This is a genomic window from Haloarcula limicola, assembly GCF_010119205.1.
GTDB lineage: Archaea > Halobacteriota > Halobacteria > Halobacteriales > Haloarculaceae > Haloarcula > Haloarcula limicola.
In genome coordinates, this window is record NZ_WRXM01000001.1 from 1,148,757 (window position 1) to 1,173,322 (window position 24,566).

At 67.2% G+C, this 24,566-nt stretch carries 19 protein-coding genes and 1 pseudogene; 4 read left to right on the forward strand and 16 right to left on the reverse strand.

The features are described from left to right. Nucleotides 1-11: 11 nt before the first annotated feature. From GO488_RS05910 to GO488_RS05925, 4 genes and pseudogenes are all read right to left on the reverse strand, one after another. Nucleotides 12-1,054 (reverse strand): annotated as a pseudogene (locus tag GO488_RS05910) (segregation/condensation protein A); the annotation flags it as partial. Nucleotides 1,055-1,102: 48 nt separating this feature from the next. Beyond that, the gene (smc, locus tag GO488_RS05915; RefSeq protein WP_162316858.1) at nt 1,103-4,690 is read right to left on the reverse strand and encodes a chromosome segregation protein SMC; all 3,588 of its coding nucleotides are present in this window, start codon (nt 4,688-4,690) and stop codon (nt 1,103-1,105) included. Between the two features lie 19 nt (nt 4,691-4,709). Further along, entirely contained in the window at nt 4,710-5,051 is a 342-nt protein-coding gene (locus GO488_RS05920; protein WP_162316859.1) for a DUF7518 family protein, read from the reverse strand. Between the two features lie 109 nt (nt 5,052-5,160). Next, complete coding sequence (locus GO488_RS05925; RefSeq protein ID WP_162316860.1) at nt 5,161-6,774, reverse strand: long-chain-fatty-acid--CoA ligase; 1,614 nt, start codon at nt 6,772-6,774, stop codon at nt 5,161-5,163. A 204-nt stretch (nt 6,775-6,978) separates the two neighbouring features. Here GO488_RS05925 and gatB point away from each other — a divergent pair, with 204 nt between their 5' ends. Beyond that, entirely contained in the window at nt 6,979-8,493 is a 1,515-nt protein-coding gene (gene gatB, locus GO488_RS05930; RefSeq protein ID WP_162316861.1) for an Asp-tRNA(Asn)/Glu-tRNA(Gln) amidotransferase subunit GatB, read from the forward strand. A gap of 40 nt (nt 8,494-8,533) precedes the next feature. On the opposite strand, the gene GO488_RS05935 is transcribed toward gatB, so the two are convergent. Continuing rightward, nucleotides 8,534-9,844 (reverse strand): MFS transporter, encoded by a 1,311-nt coding sequence (locus GO488_RS05935; RefSeq protein WP_241692900.1) that lies wholly within the window; start codon nt 9,842-9,844, stop codon nt 8,534-8,536. A gap of 204 nt (nt 9,845-10,048) precedes the next feature. Continuing rightward, on the reverse strand, nt 10,049-10,600 hold the full coding sequence (locus GO488_RS05940; protein WP_162316863.1) for a hypothetical protein: 552 nt from the start codon (nt 10,598-10,600) through the stop codon (nt 10,049-10,051). Nucleotides 10,601-10,794: 194 nt separating this feature from the next. Here GO488_RS05940 and GO488_RS05945 point away from each other — a divergent pair, with 194 nt between their 5' ends. Then, the gene (locus GO488_RS05945) at nt 10,795-13,278 is read left to right on the forward strand and encodes a DNA topoisomerase I (protein WP_162316864.1); all 2,484 of its coding nucleotides are present in this window, start codon (nt 10,795-10,797) and stop codon (nt 13,276-13,278) included. Between the two features lie 38 nt (nt 13,279-13,316). Here GO488_RS05945 and GO488_RS05950 read toward each other — a convergent pair whose 3' ends face one another. Next, a complete protein-coding gene (locus tag GO488_RS05950) occupies nt 13,317-13,721 on the reverse strand; it encodes a Rieske (2Fe-2S) protein (RefSeq protein WP_162316865.1) in 405 nt (134 codons plus the stop codon). Between the two features lie 160 nt (nt 13,722-13,881). On the opposite strand from GO488_RS05950, the gene GO488_RS05955 reads away from it, so the two are divergent. Together GO488_RS05955 and aspS are read left to right on the forward strand one after the other, a co-directional pair. Beyond that, the gene (locus GO488_RS05955) at nt 13,882-14,601 is read left to right on the forward strand and encodes a phosphoglycerol geranylgeranyltransferase (RefSeq protein ID WP_162316866.1); all 720 of its coding nucleotides are present in this window, start codon (nt 13,882-13,884) and stop codon (nt 14,599-14,601) included. 262 nt (nt 14,602-14,863) lie between these two features. After that, nucleotides 14,864-16,168, forward strand: coding sequence for an aspartate--tRNA(Asn) ligase (gene aspS, locus GO488_RS05960; RefSeq protein WP_162316867.1), 1,305 nt, complete (start codon nt 14,864-14,866; stop codon nt 16,166-16,168). Between the two features lie 92 nt (nt 16,169-16,260). Here aspS and GO488_RS05965 read toward each other — a convergent pair whose 3' ends face one another. The 9 genes from GO488_RS05965 to truD all read right to left on the reverse strand — a co-directional run bounded on the left by GO488_RS05965 (nt 16,261) and on the right by truD (nt 24,564). Continuing rightward, on the reverse strand, nt 16,261-17,025 hold the full coding sequence (locus GO488_RS05965; protein WP_162316868.1) for an aldo/keto reductase: 765 nt from the start codon (nt 17,023-17,025) through the stop codon (nt 16,261-16,263). Nucleotides 17,026-17,062: 37 nt separating this feature from the next. Next, a complete protein-coding gene (locus GO488_RS05970) occupies nt 17,063-17,470 on the reverse strand; it encodes a DUF7344 domain-containing protein (RefSeq protein ID WP_162316869.1) in 408 nt (135 codons plus the stop codon). A gap of 96 nt (nt 17,471-17,566) precedes the next feature. Further along, nucleotides 17,567-21,064 carry a PAS domain S-box protein gene (locus tag GO488_RS05975; protein WP_162316870.1) on the reverse strand — a complete coding sequence of 1,166 codons (3,498 nt, stop codon included), beginning with the start codon at nt 21,062-21,064 and terminating at the stop codon, nt 17,567-17,569. Between the two features lie 97 nt (nt 21,065-21,161). Then, entirely contained in the window at nt 21,162-21,407 is a 246-nt protein-coding gene (locus tag GO488_RS05980; protein WP_162316871.1) for a KEOPS complex subunit Pcc1, read from the reverse strand. Then, nucleotides 21,407-21,541: a DNA-directed RNA polymerase subunit P gene (locus tag GO488_RS05985; RefSeq protein ID WP_162316872.1), complete on the reverse strand. Its 135-nt coding sequence runs from the start codon at nt 21,539-21,541 to the stop codon at nt 21,407-21,409. Before GO488_RS05985 ends, GO488_RS05980 begins: the two co-directional genes overlap by 1 nt. A gap of 26 nt (nt 21,542-21,567) precedes the next feature. Then, on the reverse strand, nt 21,568-21,846 hold the full coding sequence (locus GO488_RS05990; protein WP_162316873.1) for a 50S ribosomal protein L37ae: 279 nt from the start codon (nt 21,844-21,846) through the stop codon (nt 21,568-21,570). Nucleotides 21,847-22,024: 178 nt separating this feature from the next. Continuing rightward, nucleotides 22,025-22,759 (reverse strand): DUF2103 domain-containing protein, encoded by a 735-nt coding sequence (locus tag GO488_RS05995; protein ID WP_162316874.1) that lies wholly within the window; start codon nt 22,757-22,759, stop codon nt 22,025-22,027. A 75-nt stretch (nt 22,760-22,834) separates the two neighbouring features. Then, entirely contained in the window at nt 22,835-23,104 is a 270-nt protein-coding gene (locus GO488_RS06000; protein WP_162316875.1) for a DUF7967 family protein, read from the reverse strand. A 62-nt stretch (nt 23,105-23,166) separates the two neighbouring features. Beyond that, nucleotides 23,167-24,564, reverse strand: coding sequence for a tRNA pseudouridine(13) synthase TruD (gene truD / locus GO488_RS06005; protein WP_162316876.1), 1,398 nt, complete (start codon nt 24,562-24,564; stop codon nt 23,167-23,169). Nucleotides 24,565-24,566 lie beyond the last annotated feature (2 nt).

Sequence of the window (24,566 nt, forward strand, 5' to 3'; positions counted from 1 at the left end):
CCTGTTTCCGCTCAGTCCGCGACGGCCTCCTCCGAGCCGCTCACCGCACCGGGGTCCTGAATCCAGAGGTCGCCGAAGAGGTCGTCCTGCTGGAGGCAGACCTGTCCCCGATGCGCCAGAAACAGCAGGCCGAGGAACGTCTCGACGCGGGAGCCGCCGGCGTGGTGGACCTCCCGGTAGAGGACCTCCTCGCGCCCTTTCTCGTAGTGCTCTCGCACCGCGGCGTACACGTTGTCGATGATGTCGTCGATGTTCTCGGCGTGGGCGGTGCCGGTCACGTCCGCCGCCGAGGGCTCGTCGTCCAGTCGCATGTCGTCGGCCCCCCGGTAGTCCAGTTCCTGTGTCCCCCGCTGGAACCCCTTCGGCGAGTCGCTGGTGTCGTACTCCCGGGACTCCTTCCACCACGAGTCCCGCTCGGCGTCCCGCAGGTCTCGCACCAGTTCGTCGAGCGTCCGCGGCATCCCGCGGGCGCGTCGGCGCTCCAGTCGCCGGTCCATCTCGGACTCCAGCGAGGCGAAGGGATCCGGTTCGTCGATCGGGGCGTCCTCGGTCATCGCCTGCTCCCACGGCTCGGCCATCGGTTCCTCGGGTTCGTCCTCGCCGAGCATCGCGTCGCTCTTCATCCGGACGAGGACCGACGCGTAGAACAGCGCCCGGCCGGAGGTCCGCAGGTCGCTCCCGTCGATGCGCGCGAGGAACTTGTCGGTGACCCGCACCACGTCGATGTCCCACGGGTCGATCTCGCCGTCGTCGGCGAGTTGCACCAGCACCTCGACGGGTTCGGCCTTCTCCTCGTCGCCGTCGGCCGCGTCGCTCTCATCTAAGAGTTCGACGTCTTCGGGTTCGTCGCCGGTCGTCGTCTCGTCGGCCGCGTCCGCATCGCTCCCGAACAACGGTGACTCCGCGCCGCTCGGCGGTTCTCTATCCTCGTGGCCCGTAATATCGAGCGGGATGTCGTCGTCAGTCATCGCGGCTCACTCCGTTCACCGCTCGATTTGGCCGAGACCCGCTCCTCACTTCGTTCGGACCGGCTCTCGCTATTGCTCGCGGCTCTCGCCGCTCGCCTTCGAGGGCCGCGCTTCCTTCGGTCGCGCGCCCCTCGCTAGTCATCGGCTAGTGCCTCCTCGTCGTCCGGTCCCTCGCCGGAGAGGTCGATGCCGGTGACGGTGCTGACGTTGTCGCCCTGCATCATTACGCCGATGGCGCGCTCGGAGCGTTCCAGCAGGGCCGAGCGGTGCGAGACGACGACGAACTGCGCTTCGCCCGCCAACTCGTCCACCAGTTCGCCGACGAGGTCGGCGTTGGCCGCGTCGAGGAAGGCGTCGACCTCGTCCAGCGCGTAGAACGGCGCGGGGTTGTGCCGCTGGATGGCGAAGATGAACGCGAGCGCGGTCAGGGACTTCTCGCCGCCTGACATGGCGTTCAGCCGCTGGATCGGCTTGTCGCCGGGCTGGGCCTTCATCGTCAGGCCGCCCTCGAAGGGGTCGTCCTCGTCTTCGAGGTGGAGGTGGCCCGTGCCGTTCGAGAGGCGCTCGAAGATGTCCTCGAACTGCTCGTTTATCTCGTCGAAGGAGTCCATGAACGTCTCCTTCTTCCGAGCCTCGTAGGTGTCGATGCGGTCTCTGATGCCCTCGGCCTCCTCGACGAGCGTATCCTTCTGGTCCTCCAAGTCGGCGAGGTCGTCGGCCACGCTGTCGTACTCGTCGATGGCGCGCATGTTGACCGGCTCCAGGGCCTCCATCTCGCCGGAGAGACGCTCGATCTCGGCCTCGACGGTGTCGTGGTCGGGGACGTCCTCGGGGTCGTAGTCGCCGACCTGCGCCTCGAGTTCGTCGATCTCCCACTCTAAGCGCTCCTCGTCCTCCCGCTCGTCTCCGAGGTCGCGCTCGACTTCAGAGACCGCAGACTGCTGTTCGTCGCGGGCCTCCTTGGCCGTCTGTAGCTCGTCGCGAAGCTCCTCTCGCTCTTCTTTGAGGTCCGCGAGTTCGTCTTCGAGGTCGGCGACCTCCGCTTCCTTCTCGGCTTTCAGCGCTTCCTTCTCCTCGACCTGTTCCTCCAACCGGGCGATGGTCTCCTCCTTCTCGGCCTTGCGGTTCTGGGCGGCCTCGATGTCGTCGTGGAGGTCCTCGATGGCGTCCTCGGCGTACTGCTTCTCGAGTTGCAGTTCGTTCAGCTGGGCGTCTAAGTCGTCCATCCGGTCTTCGAGGGCGTCGATGTTCTCGCGGATCGCCTCTCGCTCGTCGGTGAGGTCGGGGAGCTCCGAATCCTGCACCTCCGCCTCTAGCTCCTCGATGTCGCCCTCGACGGCCGCTATCTCCTCGTTCTTCCCCTCGATCTCGGCCTCCAACTCGTCCATCTCGTCGGCGACGGACTCCCGGTCGCTGGCTATCTCTTCGAGGTCGCTCTCCAGTTTCTCGATGCGCTCGCGGGCCTCCGAGAGCGCGGTCTGCTTGCGCTCGATGCTCGTCTCGATGTCCCGGACCTGCTCGGTCGCGTCGGACTCGCGGTCGCGGGCGTCGTCGAGGCGCTCCTCGGCGTCTCTGAGGTCCTCGCGCACGTCCGCGCGCTGGTCTTCGAGGTCGTTGATCCGCTTTGCGACCCGTTCGAGCTGGCCGGCCCCGCCCGAGAAGGAGTAGCGCGTGCCCGAGGACGAGCCGCCGGTCATCGCGCCGCTCTTCTCGACTAAGTCGCCCTCGAGGGTCACCATCCGGTAGTCGCCCATCAGGTCGCGGGCGGTGGACATGTCGTCGACGACGACCGTATCGCCGAGCACGTAGGAGAAGACGCCGGCGTAGTCGGGGTCGAAGTCCACCAGGTTGTACGCGAAGTCGACCACGCCGTCGGCGCTCGGCAGCGACGGGAGCGACCGCCGCTGCATCTGCGTGATGGGCAGGAACGTCGCTCGCCCGGCGTTGCGGGATTTGAGGTACTCGATACAGGACTGGCCGACGCCGTCGTCGTCCACGACGACGTGGGCGAGCCGCCCGCCCGCCGCCGTCTCGCAGGCGGTGGCGTACTCGGGGTTCACGCCGCCCAACTGCCCGACGGTGCCGTGGACGCCCTCGCGGCCGGCGTTCAGGATGGCCGTCACGGCCCGGCCGTAGGAGGAGTCGCCGTCCTGACCGGCCTTCGCTTCGAGCTGGGCGTACTCCTGCTGTTTCGCGCTGATCTCGTCTTCGAGTTCGTCTAGATCGGATTGGAGTTCGCGCTTCTCGGCGCGCAGGTCGTCGACGACTTCCCCGATGGTCTCCTTGTTCTTCTGCGCCTTCTCCAGTTCGGTCTCCAAGTCCTCGATGTCGGCTTCGAGGTCCGGTATCTCCGCCTCCGCCTCCTCGATGGCGTCTCGCTTCTCGTCTTCCTCGTTGGAGCGGCGGCGCGCCTCGTCTAACAGGCGGTCCTGCTCCCGCTGGAGGTCGTTGCGCTCGCTCTTGAGCGATTCGAGGCGGTCCCGCTTGTCTTCGAGTTCGTCCTTTATCTCCTCGAACTCCTCACCGATGTCGTCGATGCGCTGCTGGACGTCCGCGAGGTCGCTCTCCTCGCTCGCGACGTCCGCCTTGACGTTGGACTTCTCGACTTTCGTCTCGCGGATGTCGCTCTCTAACTCGTCGATGGTCTCCTGCTTGCGGTCGATCTGGACGAACGCCTGCCGGCGCTCGTTCTCGGCGTCCTCGACGGCCTCCTCGGCGTTGTCGATCTTGTCGCCGAGCCGCGAGATGTCGCCCTTTATCTCCTCGATGTCGCGCTTGATGGCGAGTTGCTCGTCCTCGCCCTTCCGCTCGATCTCCTGATTGAGCGCGTGGAGTTCGTCTTCGAGGCGGACGACCTTCCCCTGTCGCTCGTCGAGTTCGCGCTGGAGGTCCGCGAGTTCGCCCTCCAGTTTCTCGATTCGACCCTCGACGGCGTCGAGTTCCGAGCGCTTGTCTTCGAGTTCGGCGGCCTTGCGGTAGCCCTCGTACTCCTCTCGCTCTTCCCGCAGGGACTGGTACTCCAGCGCCGTCTCGCGTTCGTCTTCGAGCTGGTCGAGGCGGTCCCGCTTCTCCTCGATGCGCAGCTCCGCCTCGCCGATGCGCTCCTCGACGACCTCCAGTTCCTCGAAGGCGTCGGCCTTCTTCGCGTCGAACTGGGCGACGCCAGCGATCTCGTCGATGATCTCCCGACGGGAGCCGGCGGTCATGTTGATTATCTCGGTGACGTCGCCCTGCATCACGACGTTGTACCCCTCCGGCGTCACGCCCGCCTGCGCGAGGAGGTCCTGGATGTCGGAGAGGTTGACCGAGCGGCCGTTGATGTAGTAGTACGAGTAGTAGTTGTCCTCGGTCTCCTTGACCCGGCGCTTGATGGCGATCTCGTCCACGTCGCCGACGTCTTCGGTGCCCGCTGCGTTGACGACCTGCGCGCGTTCGAGCGTGCGGTCGTCGTTGGCGAGGATGACCTCGACGCTGGCCTGCCGCTCGCCGTCGTACTCGCTCTCCTCGTCGGCGTGGCCGGGATTGTAAATGAGGTCGGTCAGTTTCTCGGCGCGGATGCCCGACGTGCGGGCGAGTCCGAGCGCGAACAGGATGGCGTCGATGATGTTCGACTTCCCGGAGCCGTTCGGGCCGCTAATAGTAGTGAAATCTTCGTAAAACGGGATGCGAGTCTTTCGCCCGAAGCTCTTGAAGTTGTCGAGGACCAGCTCTTTGATGTGCATGCGGTGGTGGGCCGGCTTCCTACGCGACGATGATGTCGGAGCCGGAGTCGTCTTCGGATTCCGACTCGGACGCGGCCTCGTCCTCCTTGTCTGCCCCCTCGGTATCCTCGGTGTTAGAGTTGTCGGACTCCGGAGTCAAGATCTCCTCGTCGTTGCCCGACGCATCGGTTTCGGCCGCCGCGGTCTCGCTCTCGGCACCGGCGTGTTCGGCGTCCACGCCCAGTCCGCTGTCGTCGTCGACGGCGTTCTCCAGTTCGCGGATCCGAACCTTGCACTCGACGAGTTCGTCGGTCAGCCCCTCGACGGAGGCCTCCAGTTCTTGGACGCGCGTTTCCAGTTCCTCGACGCGGTTGCCACACATACCAACAACCCATCGGTTGCGCGTACTTATACCTACGTCAGACATTGACAGCGGAACTGATACTTGTACGTCTATCGGACAGTTCCATCGAGCGGCGCGCGTCGGCTCGCTACCCCTTCCCGACCATCTCGTCTTCGTCGTCCCACTCGCGCTGGCGCAGTTCGTACTTCTGGATCTTCCCGGTCGCGGTCTTCGGGATGGTATCCACGAACGAGATCTCGTGGACGGCCTTGTAGTCGGCCAGGCGCTCGCGGGTGAACGCGGTCAGTTCGTCGGCGGTGACACCGGGGTTCTCCGGGTCCCCGCTCGTCGGGACGACGAACGCCTTCGGCGTCTCGCCCCACTTCTCGGACGGCGCGGGGATGACCGCCACGTCGTCGACGGCCTCGTGGTCGAACAGCGTGTCCTCCAGTTCGATGGAGGAGATGTTCTCGCCGCCGGAGATGATGATGTCCTTCTTGCGGTCCTGGATGGAGATCATGCCGTCCTCGTTGACGACGGCGAGGTCGCCGGTGTGGTACCACCCTTCGAGGCGCTCGTTGAACGCCGCGTGCGTCTCCTCGGGTTTCTCCCAGTACTCCTCCATGACCTGGTTGCCGCGGACGACCACCTCGCCGATGGTGGCGTCGTCGCGGGGGACTTCCTCCCCGTCGTCGTCGACGACGCGGAGTTCGGTCCCGAGCGGGGCGATGCCCTGTCGCTGCTTCAGCGAGAATCGGAGTCCGCCCTCCTCGGGGATCAGCCGGGCGGCGTCCGAAGTGGCGATCAGCGGCCCGGTCTCGGTGGCGCCGTAGAGCTGCGTGAACTCCCAGCCGAACTCGTCTTCGACGGTCCGGATGGTCGCACTCGGCGGGGCGCTCCCGGCGGCGGTCACGCGGACCGGATTGTCGCCGCTGAATGCCGGACCGTGCTCGTCGGCGTACTCGTCGAGGATGGTCAGCACGGTCGGCGCACAGCAGAGGAAGGAGACGTCCTCCGTCTCGATAGCGTCGAACACTTCCGCGGCGTCGACGCCGCGCGTACAGACGTGCTTCGCGCCGCGGCCGGTGACGGCGTAGATGTGGCCCCAGCCGTTGACGTGGAACATCGGCAGCGTCCACAGGTAGACGTCGTCGTCGGTGAGGTGGTGGTGGATCGTCACGAGTTGCGCGTGCAGCGACTCCGTCCGGTGCGTGCGACAGACGCCCTTCGGGTCGCCGGTCGTCCCCGAGGTGTAGTTGATGGTGATTATCTCGTCCTCGGCCATCTCCGGGCGGTCGTAGCCGTCCGGTTCGGCCGCCAGGAACGACTCGAAGCCGATCCAGTCGCCCTCCACCGGAACCGGGTCGTTGGTCACGAAGACGTCGGCGGGGATCTCGTCGCGAATCGCCTCGATCTTGCCGGCGTACTCGTAGTCCGCGTAGACGACGTTCGCCCCCGAGTCCGAGAGGAGGTACTCGTAGTCCGCCGACGTGAGTCGGTAGTTGAGCGGCACGTGGATCGCGCCGCACTGCATCGCCCCGAACGCCGCTTCGAGGTGGTAGTGCGTGTTCGGGTCGAGGACCGCGACGCGGTCGCCCTTCCCGACACCGCGCTCCTGGAGCGCCGCCGAGAACCGGTCGACGCGGTCGCCGAATTCGCTGTAGGTGAAGCGCTCGCCGTCCGTTCCGACGATCGCCTCGTAGTCGCCGTAGTACGTTCTGGCACGGTCGAGAAAGTCGGTCACGAGTAACTGTTTCTTCATTCATGATAGATTCGACCGGCGACCAAACTAAACGTGCGACTCGCGGCAATATTTTCGCCCTGTCACGGTCAGAGACGGTTTTAGCGGCCCTGATTGGCCCTTACTGTGGGGGAGGACCAGCGTCGATCACCGCTCGGAAAAGAACGCGACGACGGCCGACCGGGGGTCGTTAGCCTTTAGCCAGCGGCAACCGAACGGCGTGTAATGACTGCGCAAGCCGCCGAGTCCCGCGAACTCGCGGCCGTCATCGGGCTGGAGGTCCACGTCCAGCTAGAGACGGAGACGAAGATATTCTGTGGCTGTTCGACCGAACCGACCGAGGAACCCAACACGCACACCTGTCCGGTCTGTCTGGGCCTGCCGGGGGCGCTGCCCGTTGTCAACGAGGGAGCCGTCGAGGCCGCCGTGAAGGTCGGGAAGGCCATCGACGCCGACGTGCCCGAGGAGACGACGTTCCACCGGAAGAACTACTACTACCCCGACCTGCCGAAGAACTTCCAGATCACGCAGTACGACGCGCCGATCTGTCGGGACGGAGAACTGGAGTTCGCCGTCGAGAGCCAGCGTCGTGCCGTCTCTATCCGCCGCGCCCACTTAGAGGAGGACCCCGGCTCCATCAAACACGTCCGCGAGGGGACCGGCCCGCTGGAGTCCCGGACCTGTTCCATCGACCGCGCGGACTACACGCTCATCGACTACAACCGCGCGGGGACGCCGCTGATGGAGATCGTCACCGAACCGGACTTCCGCGACCCCGGCGAGGTCCGAGCGTTCCTCGAAAAGCTCGAGGAGGTCCTGGAGTATCTGGGCGTCTTCGACGCCACCCGCGACGGCAGCCTCCGCATCGACGCGAACCTCTCGATGGTCGACGCCGACGAGGTCGGCGAGGACGGCCACATCGAGGAGTCGGTGCTGGAAGACGCGAACCGCACGGAGGTCAAGAACATCTCCAGTCACAAGGGCGCAGAGCAGGCCCTGGCGTTCGAGGCGTCGCGCCAGCGGAAACTCATCCAATCGGGCCGCGCCGTCGAACAGGAGACCCGCCACTTCAACGAGACCCACGGCAACACCGTCTCGATGCGCTCGAAGGAGGAGGAGAAGGACTACCGCTACTTCCGCGAGGCCGACATCCCGCCGCTCGAAGTCGCCGACTGGAAGGAGACGATCGACATCCCGGAACTCCCCGACGCCCGCCGCGAACGCTTCGTCGCGGAGTACGACCTGAGCGAGGAGGCGGCCGCGAAGCTCACCAGCACGAAACAGGTCGCGGACTTCTTCGAGAGCGTCGCCGAGCGGTTCGACGCCGACCTCGCGGCGACGTGGGTCGCCGATAACCTGCTGGGCGAACTCAACTACCGCGACATGGAGATCACGGACGTCGACGACCGCTTCGACGAAGTCACCCGCCTCGTGGAACTCGTCGCCGAGGACGAGATCACCGCAAAGAACGCCCGCGAGACCGTCCTCCGAGAGATGTTAGACGAGGGCGAGGACCCCGACACCGTCGTCGAACGCGAGGGGCTGGGCAAGACGAGCGGCGACGCGGTCCAGCGGGCCGTCGAGGAAGCCATCGAGGAGAACCCCGACGCCGTCGAGGACTACCACAGCGGCGAGGACGGCGCGCTGAACTTCCTCGTCGGACAGGTCATGCAGAAGACCGGCGGGAGCGCGGACCCCGGCGACGTCAACGGGCTGTTGCGAGAGGAGTTAGCGGAGTAGCGTCCCGCTCGGACCCGACCGGGAAAAAGGCGGAGTGGACTCAGTCCGCCGACCGCACCGCCGTCGACGCCCGCTGTTCTCGGCGGGTCGAGCGAATCGCCATCGCCACGAACGCCACCGCGGCAGCGCCGGCACAGCCCGCGGCCACCCAGAACGCGACCAGCGCCGACGTGGCCTCCCAGATCGCCCCGACCGCCACCGGTCCGATCAGCTGTCCGACCTTCCAGGAGAGCGAGCGCAGCGAGAAACTGCCCGCGACGGCGTCCAGCCGCTCCCCCTCTTCGACGAACAGCGTCATGCTGGCGGGCAGCCGGATGCTGTCGCCGACGCCGAGGACGCCGTAGGCGGCGAAGAGGCCGAAGAAGGCCGGCGGGAGCACCATCGTCCGACCGGCCGCCGACAGGGAGACCGCGGACAGGAACTGCGTCGCGGACCCGGCCAACGGGATGAAGAGGATGCCGACCGCGTAGACGGCCGCGCCGGCGAAGACGAACTTGTAGCGGTGCTCAGCGCCGTCGATGAGGGTCCCCATGCGGCCCTGCAGGAGCGACTTCGTGAGCTTCCCGCCGGCGAGGATGCCGCCGATAGCGAGCGGGTTGATGCCGAACTGCGTCTTCGCGTAGATGGGCAGGAAGATGACGACGGCCATCTTCGCGACGCTGAAGCCGAAGCGGAACGAGACGAGCGCGCGGATGGCCGGACGCTGCAGGAGCGTCTTGAGCGTGTCGAGACCGGAGGCGTCCGCGGTGTCCGTCTGCTGCCCGGGATTGTCGCGGAGGAACCGATAGACCGAGAGCGTGGCGAGCGTGGTGACGGCCACGAGGACGGCGTAGGTGGTCTGGAAGCCGTAGGTGTAGAGGAGGAGCCCGCCGAAGATCGTCCCCGCGAGACTGCTCACGGCGGCCACCTGATTGTAGCTGCCGAGCCACAGCCCCCGTTTGCCGTCGGGGCTGATCTCGCCGACGACGGTGCTACCGGTGATCCAGAGGAGACTGGCACCGACGCCCTGGAGGGCGCGGAGGACGAGGACGTGTTCGACGGCGGTGACGAAGGTGAATCCGGTGAAGATAGCGATATTGAGGAGGAGGCCGGCGAGGAGGTAGCGCTTGGAATTTCCGGTGTCGACGACCCGTCCCAGCGGGAGGACGATGAGGAACTGCGTCAGCGCGAAGACGGTGCCGAAGAGGCCCTCGACGGTGCCGGAGGTCCCGAAGAGGTCGGCGTACATGGCGAGGGCGATGAGGATCGTGGAGTAGGCTTGGCTGCGGGCGAAGGCGGTGCTCGCGAGGGCGAGGAACTCCTCGTTCCTGATGAGATCGGTGAGCGAGGTCGCGTCGGCTGCGTCGGTCACGGTGACTCCCGTAATGGGTGCCCTCATTTAACTCTGATTACAGAACGAGTCGCACACGTGAGTGAGTTCCACCCGTTGAACGGGCGGTGACACGCGCTCCGTATCGATCGCCTCGAAGAGAGAAACTATCAGTATTTATGATTGATAGAGCCGGTCGGCGGACTGGCGTCGAAGAAGTAGCGGGTCTCGGACCGTGATCGGCGACTAGTTCTTGCTCACGTCGCCCGCCTCCGCGCCCGTGTCGCGGTCCTTCGGGACGATGGCGGGGTCTCTCCACAGCAGCGTCACGAAGATGGCGACGCCGGCGAGTTCGATGGTCTTGATGGCCGATTCGACGGGTTCGGTGACGTAGTGGCTCAGGACGAGAACCACGGCGTTCGTATCGCCGCTGTGGTGGCCGCCGCCGCCCCCGCCGGGAGCCGAGAACCCGTCGACGAGGAACGCGCCGTGGCCGGTGGTGTGCCAGAACACCCACGCCGCGATCGAGCCGCACAGCAGCACCGTCCCGACGACGTAGGCGTTGCGCAGGCTAACCAGCCCGCGAGTCACGAAGTACGGTCCCGCGAGCAAGATAGCGGCGAACGCGACGAAGAAGAAGGGGCGCGGGTCCGGCGGCATCCCCGTCGCCAGCCACCGGTCGGCCGCCATGAGGTAGATGACGCTCCGGCGGAAGCCCCACCAGAGGTGAAACGCCGCCGTGGCGAAGACGAGCGCGGCGGCAATTCCCCGCAGGATTCTGGCTGTCCGTCGCTCCATACCACCGACTTGGGAACTCCCCGATAAGAGGGCATCGGAGTCCGTCGGTGGTAGTCCTTCGCGCGTGCGTCTACGAGCGCGCCCGCAAGCGCTCGCAAGCGCACGCACACCCGCGCTGTCGGCCGATTTCGGCGAAAGCCTTTAGAACGGTCCCGAGCGTAGCGACCGGTAATGAACCCAGCAGGTGGTGTCCGATGGAGCTGATCATCACTGAGAAGGACAACGCCGCGCGCCGCATCGCCGAGATCCTCTCGGAGGGGAGCGCCTCGGCCGAGCGGCGCAACGGCGTCAACGTCTACCGGTGGGGCGGCAAGCGCGTCGTCGGCCTCTCGGGCCACGTCGTCGGGGTCGACTTCCCGCCGGAGTACAACGACTGGCGCGACGTGGAACCGGTCGAGCTCATCGACGCCGACGTGACCAAGGAGGCGACACAGGAGAACATCGTGGCGACGCTCAAGCACCTGGCACGCAAGGCCGAGAGCGCCGTCATCGCCACGGACTACGACCGCGAGGGCGAACTCATCGGCAAGGAGGCCTACGAGCTCATCCGCGACGTGACGGACGTGCCCGTCTCCCGCGTGCGCTTTTCTTCTATCACGGAGCGGGAAGTGAGAGGGGCCTTCGAGGACCCCGACGAGATCGACTTCGACCTCGCGGCCGCGGGCGAGGCCCGACAGATCATCGACCTCGTCTGGGGCGCGGCGCTGACGCGCTTCCTCTCGCTCTCGGCCCGACAACTGGGCGACGACTTCATCTCGGTGGGTCGGGTGCAGTCGCCGACGCTGAAGCTCATCGTCGACCGCGAGCGCGAGATCGAGGCGTTCGACCCCGAGGACTACTGGGAGATCTTCGCCGACCTCCAGAAGAACGGGTCGGGCTTCGAAGCGCAGTACTTCTACGACGACGACGGCAGCGAGGCCGAGCGCATCTGGGACGAAGCGGAGGCCGAGGCCGCCTACGCCGACCTGACGAGCGTCGACAGCGCGACAGTCACGAACGTCCGCCGGCGTACCCGCACCGACAGCCCGCCGACGCCGTTCAACACGACCGCGTTCATCTCCGCGGCCAGTTCGCTGGGCTACTCCGCCCAGCGCGCGATGTCCATCGCCGAGGAACTCTACACGACGGGCTACATGACCTATCCGCGGACCGACAACACGGTCTATCCCGACGACTTGGAGGAGGACGCCCTGCTCGACGAGTTCGTCGGCTCGCCGGAGTTCGGCGAGGACGCCGAGTCCCTGCTCGAACAGGACGAGATCGTCGCCACGGAGGGCGACGAGGAGACCACCGACCACCCGCCGATCCACCCGACGGGCGAGATACCGAACAAGTCGGAACTCTCCGAGGACGAGTGGGAGATCTTCGAACTCGTCGTCCGGCGCTTCTTCGCCACCGTCGCCGAGGCGGCGACGTGGGAGCGCCTGCGCGTCGTCAGCGAGGCCGGCGGCCGCTCGCTGAAGGCCAACGGCAAGCGCCTCGTGGAGCCGGGCTACCACGCCGTCTACCCGTACTCCAGCGCCAGCGAGAACCACGTCCCCGACGTGGAGGAGGGCGAGGAACTGTCGATCTCGGAGGTTCGGCTGGAGGACAAGCAGACCCAGCCGCCCCGGCGCTACGGCCAGTCCCGCCTCATCGAGACGATGGAGGACCTCGGCCTCGGGACGAAGGCGACCCGGCACAACACCTTAGAGAAGCTCTACGACCGCGGCTACATCGAGGGCGACCCGCCGCGGCCGACGGCGCTCGCGAACGCCGTCGTCGAGGCCGCCGAGGACTTCGCCGACCGCGTCGTCAGCGACGAGATGACCGCCCAGTTGGAGCGGGACATGACCCGCATCGCCAACGGCGAGGCGACCTTAGACGAGGTGGCCGACGAGTCCCGCGAGATGCTCTCGCAGGTGTTCGAGGAGTTGCGCAACTCCAGCGAGGAGATCGGCGAACACCTCCAGGAGTCGCTGAAGGCCGACAAGACCCTCGGCCCGTGTCCCCAGTGCGGCGAGAGCATGCTCGTCCGGCGCTCCCGACAGGGGTCGTACTTCGTCGGCTGCGACGGCTTTCCCGAGTGTCGCAACACGCTCCCGCTCCCGTCGAGCGGCGAACCGCTCGTCCTGGACGAGGAGTGCGAGGAACACGACATGCACCACGTCAAGATGCTCGCCGGTCGGGACACCTTCGTCCACGGCTGTCCCCGTTGCGAGGCCGAGAAGGCCGACGAGAGCGAGGACGAGGTCATCGGGCCGTGTCCCGAGTGTCGTGACGGAGAAGGTGGCGAACTCGCCATCAAGCACCTCCGCTCCGGCTCCCGACTGGTCGGCTGTACGCGCTACCCCGATTGTGACTACTCGCTGCCGCTGCCCCGCAACGGCGACATCGAGGTGACCGACGAGTTCTGCGAGGACCACGACCTGCCCGAACTCGTCATCGACCCCGACAGCGACGACCCGTGGGAGCTGGGCTGTCCCATCTGCAACTTCGAGGAGTACCAGGCGCGAAACGCCGTGCAGGACTTAGAGGACCTGAACGGCGTCGGGAGCGCCACGGCGGAGAAACTCGAAGACGCCGGCGTCGACTCGCTCGACGCGCTCCGCGAGGCCGACGCCGACAGCATCGCCGGCGAAGTGCAGGGCGTCAGCGCCGGACAGGTCAGGGACTGGCAGACGGAACTCGACGCCTGAGGGCGGTCTACCCGTTTCTGCGAGCGCGATAGTCGATACTACAGCTGCAGGTGCGAACTCGACCCCGGCGCGTCGTCGTCATCGTCGACGCCGCCCTCGTGCATGAACTCGAAGTCGTCGTCAGTCAGATACACCGTCCCGTGACGCTCGGCGAGGTCCACGTCTGGCAGCGTCGTTCCGGCGGCCTCGCCGTTGTCGCAGTCGCCCTCGCAGGCGTCGAACATCGACCCGTGACGGGGACAGATTATCTGTCCGTCGCGCATCGGGACGCCGCGGCCCGTATCGAAGCGCTGGTCCTCGTGCGTACACCGATTCACCCACGCCTCGACGCCCTCGCCGCAGGGGACGACGACCACCTCCTCGGGTTCGCCGTAGGGGTCTTCGGCCGTGAACCGGAACGACCCGCTCTCGTGGACTTCCTCGACGGTGGTGAGTTGCTGCATAGACGGAGTGTCGCGTGCGAGCGGCTAAGATGTGGCGGGTGGTTCGCGGCGGCGAAGTCGTGCCACGTGTCCCGGTTTCGCGTCCGCCTCGCTATGGGAACACATACTCGCGCCCGGCCCATCCGAAGCCGTTATGCCGCCGGGCGAACGTCTCTGCCGTATGGCTAACTGGGCGGACTGGGACCACATCGTCAAGATAGACCCCGATAAGACGCTCGTCGAGGGGGAGACCTACGAGGACGTGGCCGCGACCGGGACCGACGCCATCGAGGTCGGCGGCACCACCGGCATGACCGAGGAGAAGATGGAGCGGGTCGTCGACGCCTGCGGGAAGTACGACATCCCCGTCTACATCGAGCCGTCGAACCCCGCCTCCGTCGTCCACAGCGACCGTCACGATGGCTACCTCATTCCCGTCGTGATGAACGCCGGCGACGTGACGTGGATCACCGGCGCGCACAAGGAGTGGATCCGCATCGACGACGACATCGACTGGTCCCGCACGTTCACCGAGGCCTATATCGTCATGAATCCCGACGCCTCCGTCGCCGCCTACACGCAGGCCGACTGCGATTTAGACGCCGACGAGGTCGCCGCCTACGCCGAGGCCGCCGAACACCTGCTCGGCCAGGAGATCGTCTACGTCGAGTACTCCGGCACGCTCGGTGACACCGAGAAGGTCGCCGCGGCCGCCGACATCCTCGACGACGCCACCCTCTTCTACGGCGGCGGCATCCACGACTACGACTCCGCCCGGACGATGGCCGAACACGCGGACACCATCGTCGTCGGCGATCTGGTCCACGACGAGGGCGTCGACGCGGTGCGAGCGACCGTCGAAGGCGCACAGGACGCCCACGCCGCGACCGCCGACCGCTGAATCCGCATCGGTCCGCCCAGGTTAGTCGTTTTCGACGTCGCTGCTCGCGACTCGCTTCTGCTCCGTGATTCGCTGTCTCGCGAGCGATGCCCGCTCGACTTACCGAGGCGGCCGGCGCGGCCTCGCTCTCCCTCACCGTTCGGGCTCTCGTTGCTCACGGCTCACTTCGTTCGCCGTTCGCATTAACGAGGGCCGCTCCCTTCGGTCGCGCCCCTCGCCCCGAAAGACTGTCCTTAAGTCAGGCGCACCAGAACGCCACTCCATGGAAGACCGCACCTACACAGCGGACGCCGAACCGGGCGACAGCGTCACCGTCGCCGGGTGGGTCCACGAGATCCGGGACCTCGGCGGCATCGCCTTCCTCATCCTGCGAGACACCACGGGGAAGATTCAGGTCAAGTTCGAGAAAGACGAGATGGACGAGGACCTCGTCGAGACCGGACTGAACGCCCACCGCGAGTCCGTCATCAGCGTCACCGGCGACGTAGAGGAGGAGCCGCGCGCGCCCACCGGCGTCGAGGTCACGCCCGCGAGCGTCGACGTCATCTCCGAGGCCGACCCCGAACTACCGCTCGACCCCTCCGGGAAGGTCGACGCCGAACTCCCGACCCGACTGGACAACCGGACGCTGGACCTCCGCAAGGACGAGGTCAAGGCCATCTTCGAGATCCGCGCCGAAGTGCTTCGCTCCGCTCGTGAAGCCTTCCGCGACATCAACTGCACGGAGATCAACACGCCCAAGATCGTCGCCACCGGAACCGAGGGCGGCACCGAGCTGTTCCCCATCACGTACTTCGGCCGCGAGGCGTTCATGAACCAGAGCCCGCAGCTGTTCAAGCAGCTGATGGTCGGCTCCGGCCTCGAACGCGTCTTCGAGATCGGCCCGATCTTCCGCGCCGAGGAGCACAACACGCCCCGGCACCTCAACGAGGCGACCTCTATCGACTTCGAGTCGGCCTTCTACGACCACACCGAGGCGATGGACGCCTGCGAACACGTCGTCAAGGCCGCCTACGAGGGCGTCGCCGAGAACTGCGCCGAGGAACTCGAAGCGCTCGGCCTCGAAGACGAGTTCGCCGCGCCAGAGGGCGAGTTCCCGCGCCTCTCCTATCAGGACGCCATCGATAAGATCAACGCCACCGGCGAGCTCGACGAGCCGCTGGTCTGGGGCGACGACCTCTCGACGGAGGCCGAACACGTCCTCGGACAGGAGGTCGGCGAGCACTACTTCATCACCGACTGGCCCAGCGAGATCAAGCCGTTCTACATCAAGGACCACGACGACGACGAGGAGGTCTCGACCGGCTTCGACATGATGCACCCGTCGATGGAACTGGTCTCCGGCGGCCAGCGTGAGCACCGCTACGACCGGCTCGTCGCCGGCTTCGAACAGCAGGGCCTCGACCCCGAGGCCTTCGAGTACTACACCAAGATGTTCAAGTACGGCATGCCGCCCCACGCGGGCTGGGGACTGGGCGGCGAGCGCCTCGTCATGACGATGCTCGGACTGGAGAACATCCGCGAAGCCGTTCTCTTCCCGCGGGATCGCCAGCGGCTGAGCCCATAGAAAGCGAGGTCGTGACCTACGGGAACGACCTCGGATCGCCGAGCGGGAGCGAAGCGACACGCGAGCGGCAAATACCTGGGAGCGCCTCGGCGCTACTCCGGGAACAGCTCTTCTTCGCGCTCTATCGAACTGATGCGCTCGATGGCCTCGGCGTCGAGTTCGAGGTCGGCGGCCGCGAGGTTCGCTTCCAGGTGTGCGCGCGAGGACGCCTTCGGGATGGTCACGACGTTCTCGTGGGACGTGACCCACGCGATGGCGACGGCGGCGGGCGTCGTCTCGTACCGCTCGGCGACGTCCTGCAAGGTCGGGTCATCGAACACCTGCCCGCCGGCCAGCGGCGAGTACGCCACCAGCGGGTAGTCGTGTCGTCGTGCGTCCTCCAGCAACGACTGCTGCCAGAAGAACGGGTGGAACTCGACCTGGTGAGCGGCGATCGGCGCGTCGAGGTGGTCGCGGGCGGTCGCTACCTGCTCGGGCGAGAAGTTCGAGAGACCGACGTGGTCTGTCAGGCCCGCATCCCGCACGTCGTCGAGGGCCGGCAGGGTCGTCGCCGGGTCGTAGTCGCCCCGCGGGCGGTGGACGTACAGCAGATCCACGGAGTCCAGACCCAAGCGTTCGAGGCTGGCTTCGGTCCCGGCGCGAACGTCCTCGGCGGCCAGCGAGTCTATCCAGAGTTTCGTGGCGACGGTCAGGTCGTCGCGCTCGGCGTCGGCCGCGGCGATACCGCCGCCGACGACGCCCTCGTTGTCGTATATCTGTGCCGTATCGAGATGCCGGTAGCCGGAATCGACGGCCGCCGCGACGACGGCGGGGTCGTCGATCCCCATCGTGCCGAGACCGACGGGCGGGAGGTCCATAGTCGGCGGTCGGGCGGGACCGAAAAGGGCGTGTCGGTCAGAACCCGCTGCGCCGGCTGACGGCGGCGGCGTGGTCCGCCCACTTCTCCAGCGTCGGACAGCCCCAGTATCTGACCGTGCCGCTGCGCTCGTCGAAGTCGAGGACCGCGAGCCGATGGAGGACCGGGAGCTGCGTCTCGATCAGCGCCGACTCGACGGCGTCGACGGCGGTATCGGCCTCCGGAAGACCGCTGTCTCGGCCCTGCCGTGCGACGACGCCGGCGAGGTCGCCGACCGTCGCCTGCGTCTCCGCGGCGGTTTGAAAGTGGAGGCAGACCGCGCGCCGCCGCCAGTCGGCGAGCGCTTCGAAGACGTCGTCGACCATCGGCGTCGTCAGCCCTCGATCCTCGGGCGTCATGCCGGACCAGTCGTCGCTCCGTGGCCCGCTCCGCGGCTGATTGCTCATGGAGTAGTTCGAAATAGTCAGTCAGCGGTATCAACCCATCACCTAGCCGGCTAGGTACACATTCGTGAGAACACGGAATCCTACAATGTGGCGGTCTCAGACGTCGAGGAATCCGCCCAAGAGGTTTCGCTCCGCGCGGCGGAGATGCTGGTGCAGCGTCGGCGACGCGATGTTCAGCGTCTCGGCGAGCTGTTCGGCGGTCGTATCGCGGGGCCACTCGTAGTACCCCGCGAGATACGCCGCGCGGAGCACTTCGAGCTGTCTGTCGGTCACTCGCTCGCGAAGCGCCGCCCCGCTCTGCTCCGTCGTCGGGCGGCGTTCGCGTTCCCGCTTGGCGAGGAGTTCGATCCCCGGGAGTCGGTCGGCGAGCGTCTCCCGTATCGTGCGCGGTTCGGCGTCGGTCGGGGCTTCGACGGTGAGCGAGAGGCGCTCCGAATCGGCAGCGAGGTCGACGAGTCGAGCGCCCACGTCGAGCAACAGCGACTGGTAGGTCTCGCTCATCCGGAGTTCGACGACGCCGCTATCGCCCTCCTCGCGGACGACGCGACCGTCGTCGATAGCCGGGCTCTCCAGTAGACTGTCGAGTACCGCCGTCGGTGATGCGCCCTCGACGGAGAGGTACTGGAGGACGGCCTCGCCGATGTCGACACAGCCGGCCGCTTCGAGCCGGCAGCCGTGTTTCCGCGCGGCGTCGACGAACGGGGAATCGGTTCCCGCGGCCTGAAACTCCAGTTCGACGACCCGGTCGTGCGCCAGGAGCTGTCGGTTCTGGACGGCCGTCAGCGCGAAGCCGATCATCTCGCCCAGAACGGTCAGCGCGTCGACGGCCCGAGAGCTGAACGCCTCGGCGCGGTTCGCGTAGACGATGAGCGCGGCGTGGACGACCTCGTCGTGTCGGAGCGGGATGACCGCGGCCGACCGGAGGTCCCTGTCGAGAGCCTCGTCTCGCCACGTCTCCATTCGCTCGTCCGTCGCCACGTCGTGGATTATCTGGGGCTCTCCCGTCCGGATAGCGACGGTCCCCGGATCGTTCTCCCGGTCGACCGTTCTCGCCAGCTCGCGGATCCGGTCGAGATACCCCTCGTCGTCGCCGGCAGTGGTGCTCTGAGAGAGGTGGGTGCTCCTCCCCTCGCGGTCGCCGACCCACGCGAGCTCGAAGAGCTCCGATTCGACGAGGCGCTCGCAGACGGTTCGCTCGATCTCCGCTCGGGTGGCGGCGGATCCGAGCGCGTGCAGGACGTCCTGGATGAGGACGTGCACCTGCGTGAGCGTCGCCAGTTCGTCTCGCTGGGCTTCGAGTTCCCGCTGGCGCTCCTTTCGCTCGGTGATGTCCTGATGGATGCCGACGAAACGGACCGCCTCGCCGTCGTCGTCGCGCTCGACCACCCGTCCGATGTCGCGGATCCACCTGTAATCACCCGATTTGGTGCGCAATCGGTGGTCACACTGGTAGATGTCCGTTTCGCCGTCGAGATGTGAGTTGATAGTGTTCCACGTCCTCTCGAGGTCGTCGGGGTGGACCAGTTCCTCCCACGTGTCCACGTGCGGGTCGAGTTCCTCGTGCGAGAAGCCCAGCATCCCGGCCCAGCGCTCGTCGAACGTGAGGTCGCCCGTCTTGGCGTTCCAGTCCCAGACGCCGAGTTCCGCTCCCTCGAGAGCGAGTTCGAGTCGCTCGCTCGTCTCTCGCAGCTCACGCTCCCGGTTCGTCCGCTCGGTGACGTCCCGGTAGAGCCAGAGGTTCGCCGGGCCGTCCGGCAGTTCGAGCGGGAGGTAACTCCGCTGGAAGGTCCGGCCGTCCGCGAGTTCGACTTCCTCACGGAGGCGGGGTTCGCGGGCCGAGACGAGCGATTCCGAGTCAGCGATCGCCGCTTCGGGATTCGCGTACCGCTCGTGCATTCGCTGGGCGACGGTCGCACAGTCGGCTCCGACGAGCTCTTCGGGCATGTTCGACAGCTCGAACAGCTCGACGAAGCGCTCGTTGGCCGTCAGCACCTCTCGGTTCCGGTCGCCGAGGAGGACCCCGACCGGGAGCGCGTCGAACAGCGTCGAGAGGAGCGTGTTCGACTGTTCGAGTTCCCGCTCGCGTTCGACGCGCTCGGTGACGTTCTGTGCCATGGACATCCCCGAGGTGACGGTGCCGTCGGCGTTCCGTACCGGGATCACCTGCACGTGATAGTGAGTATCCCGAAACTCGTCTTCGAAGTCGGCACTTTCACCGTCGAGGGCCGCCGCGTAGGCGTCTTCGAGCAGTTTCGCGTTATGCGGCGGGAAGACGTCCCGAGGCGTCTTTCCGATGAACTGTTCCGGTTCGATTCCGAGACGGTCCAGCTCCGTACCGCCGGCCATCTGGTACTCGAAGCTCTCGTCGAAGAGGAACACGCCACCGTTCGGGAAGTGAGAGACGAGGCTATCGAACAGCTCGCGCCGTCGCCGGAGCTCTCGTTCGTGCTCTCGTCGCTCCGTCACGTCGCGGACGACGCCCATCAGCCCGCGATAGGCCCCGTCATCGTCGCGGAGGAGCGTATAATGGATCGACGCCTGCAGTTCCGTCCCGTCCTTCCGGCGGAGCGTGAGTTCGACTGTCTCCTCCTCGCCGTCCGATGCGAGTAACGCCTCGATAGTTCGCTGCCCCTTCTCCAGCTCCCCCGGAGCGAGCGTCAGCGATGCGTGTTCGCCGCACAGCTCCTCGGGTTCGTATCCGAGCATCTCGGCGAACGATTCGTTACAGAACTCGACGACGCCGCGCTCGTCCAGCGTGTACAGTCCGTCCTGCGCGCGGTCCGTGAGCAGTTCGAGGAGCGACTGGCGGGTATCTCGGCGCGCGCGTTCGGTCACGTCCGCGAGCCGAAGCAGGCGTAGCGACCCCGCGTCCTCGGGGAGGCGATGCCCGCGACAGAGCACGTATCGCTCCCCGTCGTCGCCGTCGAGGCGGAGTGTCGTCGCTTCGGTCGGGCCTTCCCGGAGTCGGTCGACTCTCGAGCGGTCGACGGCCTCTACGCACCGGGCCGCCAATTGGTCGTAGATCGACTCGCTGTCGTTCCCACCGAGGACACCGTCGACCGGGTCGCTCGCCCAGACGACCGCGCCGTTGTCCGCGACGAGCACCGTCGTCTCGCTGTCGGTCGCCCACGTCTCGATGTCGTCGAGCGCCTGCTGCAGGGCGTACTCGGTCCGTTCGGTCGTCTCCGCCGTGACCCCGATCACCTTCTCGGTGAGGAACGCGCCGCGGCCGTCCTCGCCCTTCTCGACCACCGTCGCCGCGGCGTCGAGCAGCGACTCGTCGAGCGCCGACGGGTCCCGGTCGGTGTAGAGGACGAGCGGGCAGTCCACCGCCGCCACGAGTCGGTCCGCGTCGTCGAGGCTGGAGGGGTCGACCACGAGACAGGACGGCGGCGTCGCCGTCGCGACGTCGATCGCGGCATCGACGCTACCGACGCCCGAGACGGAGACGTCCGTGGCGCGTTCGGTCAGCGCCCGTCGTATCCGCTCTCGCGTCGCTGCGTCGCCGTCGACGTACAGTACCTCGGCTGACCGGCGAGCGGACGCGGTATCGACCCGCTCCGTCCCCGACGTGGAGTCATGTCTCTCGGTCATGTTCCGACTCCAACCATTCGATGTCGTCGGTACAGAGTAGCGCCGTCGCCTATATACTATCGGTCGGCGAACCCGGTGCGGGCGTCAGTCCCGATTGCTAACAGTCGCCGGCCGTCTCGGCGACGCCGGTCAGCGTCAGCCACGTGTTACACCCCGCTCGTAACGCGACGAGGTCCGACGCCTCGACGACACATTCGAGGGTCGCGCCGTCCCGGGCGAGACGGGCGGTCGTCCGGTCGCCGTCGATGGCACCGACCTCCGGGCGGAGGCTCCGCGCCACTCGGCGCGCCCGCTCGGCGGTCGCGTACTCGAAAGTGAGAACAGTCCGGTGGGGCGGCGTCACTAGTTGACGTCGATTTCTTTGACGTCGGGCGAGCGCTCCTTCAGCAGGACGCGGTGCCCGCAGTACGGACAGCGGACGCCACCGTACTCGTCGAGCGTTACGTCGCGCTTACAGCGTGAACACTTGTAGCTCATGACAGATAGGTGGGGAGAGAGGCCCTTTACTCTTCGTCTTCGGCGAGCGCGGCGCGGATCGAGCGGCGGACCGTCTTGCCGCCGGGCGTCTCGGGCCGGTAGCTCCCGCCGGTGTACTTGTAGTCGCAGTAACTGCACTGCCAGATGCCGGTCCCCTGCCGGTCGACGCGGTCCTCGCCGCAGTTCGGGCAGGTGTGGTCGTCGTTCATCTCGTCTTCGATCTCCGCGACGCGGCGACGGGCGACGCGCCCGTAGCGAGCGCCGAACCGACCGGCGCTCCCGGTGCGCCCTCTGTTGCTGGCCATAGTACCTGTTGGTCGGCACAGCGGCCACATAAGCCCTTCGAGACGAGCACGTTCGACCCCACAGAGAAGCCGCGAGGCGGACGAACAGTGTGAGAGCGGCGCACGGCCCGCGGCGAATGCGCTACTGTCGCTATCGGTCCTCGGCCGCGACGTGGAGACGCGCCGCGAACGGTCTGACTCACGAGTCGTCTTGCAGTCCCGCTTCCCGCAGCGCCTCGTTGAGGTCGGCGCGGACGTGTTCGCCCAGTTCCCGGTCGCCGGCCGTCGTGACGACGCGGTTCTCCTGCACGCTCGATCCGTCGCGGATGAGCACGCGAACGTTGCCGTTAGCGTCGGCCCGGGTCGCCTTCGCCCGGACGCCCGTCGGCGAACTCGAGCCGCCGGCGTCGATGGGACCGGGGATGACCTTCTTGACGTGGGGGTGGCCGGCCACCGTCTGGATGACGCGCTGGCCCTCGCGGCCGCCGATGAGCGTCGAGTGGCTCCCGCCCAGTTTCTCGGCGGGAGCGGCGTCGACGACCTCCAGCGCGGGCTCGCCCTGCCGCTCGACGACGCGCTGGACCGGATCCTCGCCCTCGACGCGGAAGAACTCGTAGTGGAGCTGCTCTCGCACCGCTCCGATGACCTCGCGGTCGCCGGTGACGTACACCTCCTCGGGGCGCTTGCGCCGCACCTCGTCGGCGACCAACCCGGCGAAGTTGCGCAACTGGACGACCGCCTTCTCGTCGCTCTCGCCGTCTTCGGGCGTGGTAGTCATGGTCCGCTCGCCGATCACTTCGCCGTCGGCGAGACAGGTGACCGTCGCCCGCTCGTCGCCGAGTTCGAGGACGACGGCGTCGGCGTTGGCAGTGTGACACACCAGGCAGTAATCGCCCGGCCTGGCGAGCGGCGTCGCGCACTGCCGGCAGTCCATACCCGGCAGTAGGTGGGTTCTCGGGGATAAGCGGGACGGTTCGGCGGAAGTGTGGGTGGCCGTCCCGAAGCGGCGTCAGATCGCGTCGTCGGGGTCGTGGTCGTCCGCCACGCGCGCCGCTTCCTCGGCGTACCGCTCGCGCGTCGCCGCGTCGTCGACGGCTTCGAGGTTGTCGGGCGAGACGTCCTTCGCGGCGGTCGCCGTGTCCGCGTCGACGGCCGACGCCGCCAACTCCTTCCGGAACAGTCGGTCCCCCTCGGGCGTGGCGTACTTGAGCGTGATGAGGTCGCGGTTGTTGTAGCCGCGCTCGACGAGCCACACGCGCACGTCGTCTGTCTCGGACATAGCGGAACGACGAACGGCGCGGGGTTAGGCGTTCGGGCCGGAGACCGAGCGACGGGACGCGCTCACTCGTCGGGGTCGCCCTTGCGGAACTCCCGCAGGACGACCGTCGCGTAGCTCCCCTTCGGGAGCGAGAAGGAGAACGTCAGGTCGTCGCCGTCCCGTTCGACGCCGAGATCGGTTCGGAGCAGTATCGCCCGCCGCGTCCCCTCGCTGTGGAAGTTCCCGGGCAGGTCGAAGTCGGCGGGTTCGAGCCCCACGTCTCCGAGCACGTCGCGTTCTATCTCGCCGGGCGCGCCGTCGGCGAGTTCGGTCTCGGTCCCCACCAGCGGCGCGGTGACGAACGCCCGTCCCCGCTCGCAGTGGCGCTCGACGGTCCGCAGGCGCTTCCCGGTGACGCGCTGGGTCCGGTCGGGGTCCGGCAGGGCGAGTCCGTCGGGAGCCTCGCTGTCGCTGAAACACACCACGTCGCCCTCGACCGGGCGGTCGAAGGGCAGGCCCCGCTCCAGTCGCGCCGAGAGGATGCGGTTGAAGACGTACGACTGCGCGGCGTTGACGAACAGCGTCTGGAGGTTCGTCGGGAGCGTCTCGACGGCCTCGCGGAAGTCCTCGGGACCGTCCGCACCGTTGTCGACGAGCGCGTGACACATCGAGCGCTCGTAGCCGAGCGCGCGCGGCAGGCGGTCCAGCGCGCCCGCCCAGTCGCGCGTCTCCTCGACGTACTCGCGGGCCTCTTGGGTCGCCTCGGGCTCCCGGTCGTGGGGGTTCCCGACGTAGGCCAGAACCGCGCCCGCCCAGTCGCCGTGGACGATCTCCAGGCCGACCTCGTGGGTGACCGGGCGACGCGATCCGAAGCGCTGCTGGCCGAAGTAGTTGGGGACGCCGGCCGTCATCTCGCCCTCGGGAAGCGACTCTGCATCGGCGCTCGCGCTCTCGTCTCCGCCGTCTCCGCTCTCCTCTCCGTCCCCGCCCGCGAACGCCCGCAGGTCCGCGACGACCGGGCCGGCGTTCTCGGGCAGTTCGGCGTCCCGAACGACGATTTCGAAGGCGTTGCCCGCGAGGTCACCGAAGAGGACGGGCCGGCCCGCGCGGCCGATCACCTCGATATCGGCCCCGTCGAGTTCGGGCACGTCTCCGGGGTCGATGCCGTCGACGGAGAACAGCTGTCGGGTGACCGCGCGCTTGTCCTTCGTCCCGGCCCAGGAGACGCGCTCGCGGGAGATGCCGAGGCGGTCCGAGAGCGCGCCGGCGAAGTCGTTGGTGTCCCAGTCGCGCAACTCGACGCGACAGACGACGTGGGGGTAGCCGCCCGGGTCGGCGTCGACCGGCGCGACGTCGAACGCCTCCAGTTCGGTCACTCGGAAGTCCTCGGGGGCGACGCGGAGGCGGCCACCCACGCCGTCTGCGTCGCTGACGTAGTAGTCCATACCGACCGCCCGCTCGATTGGGTGGGCCTCGCGCATTG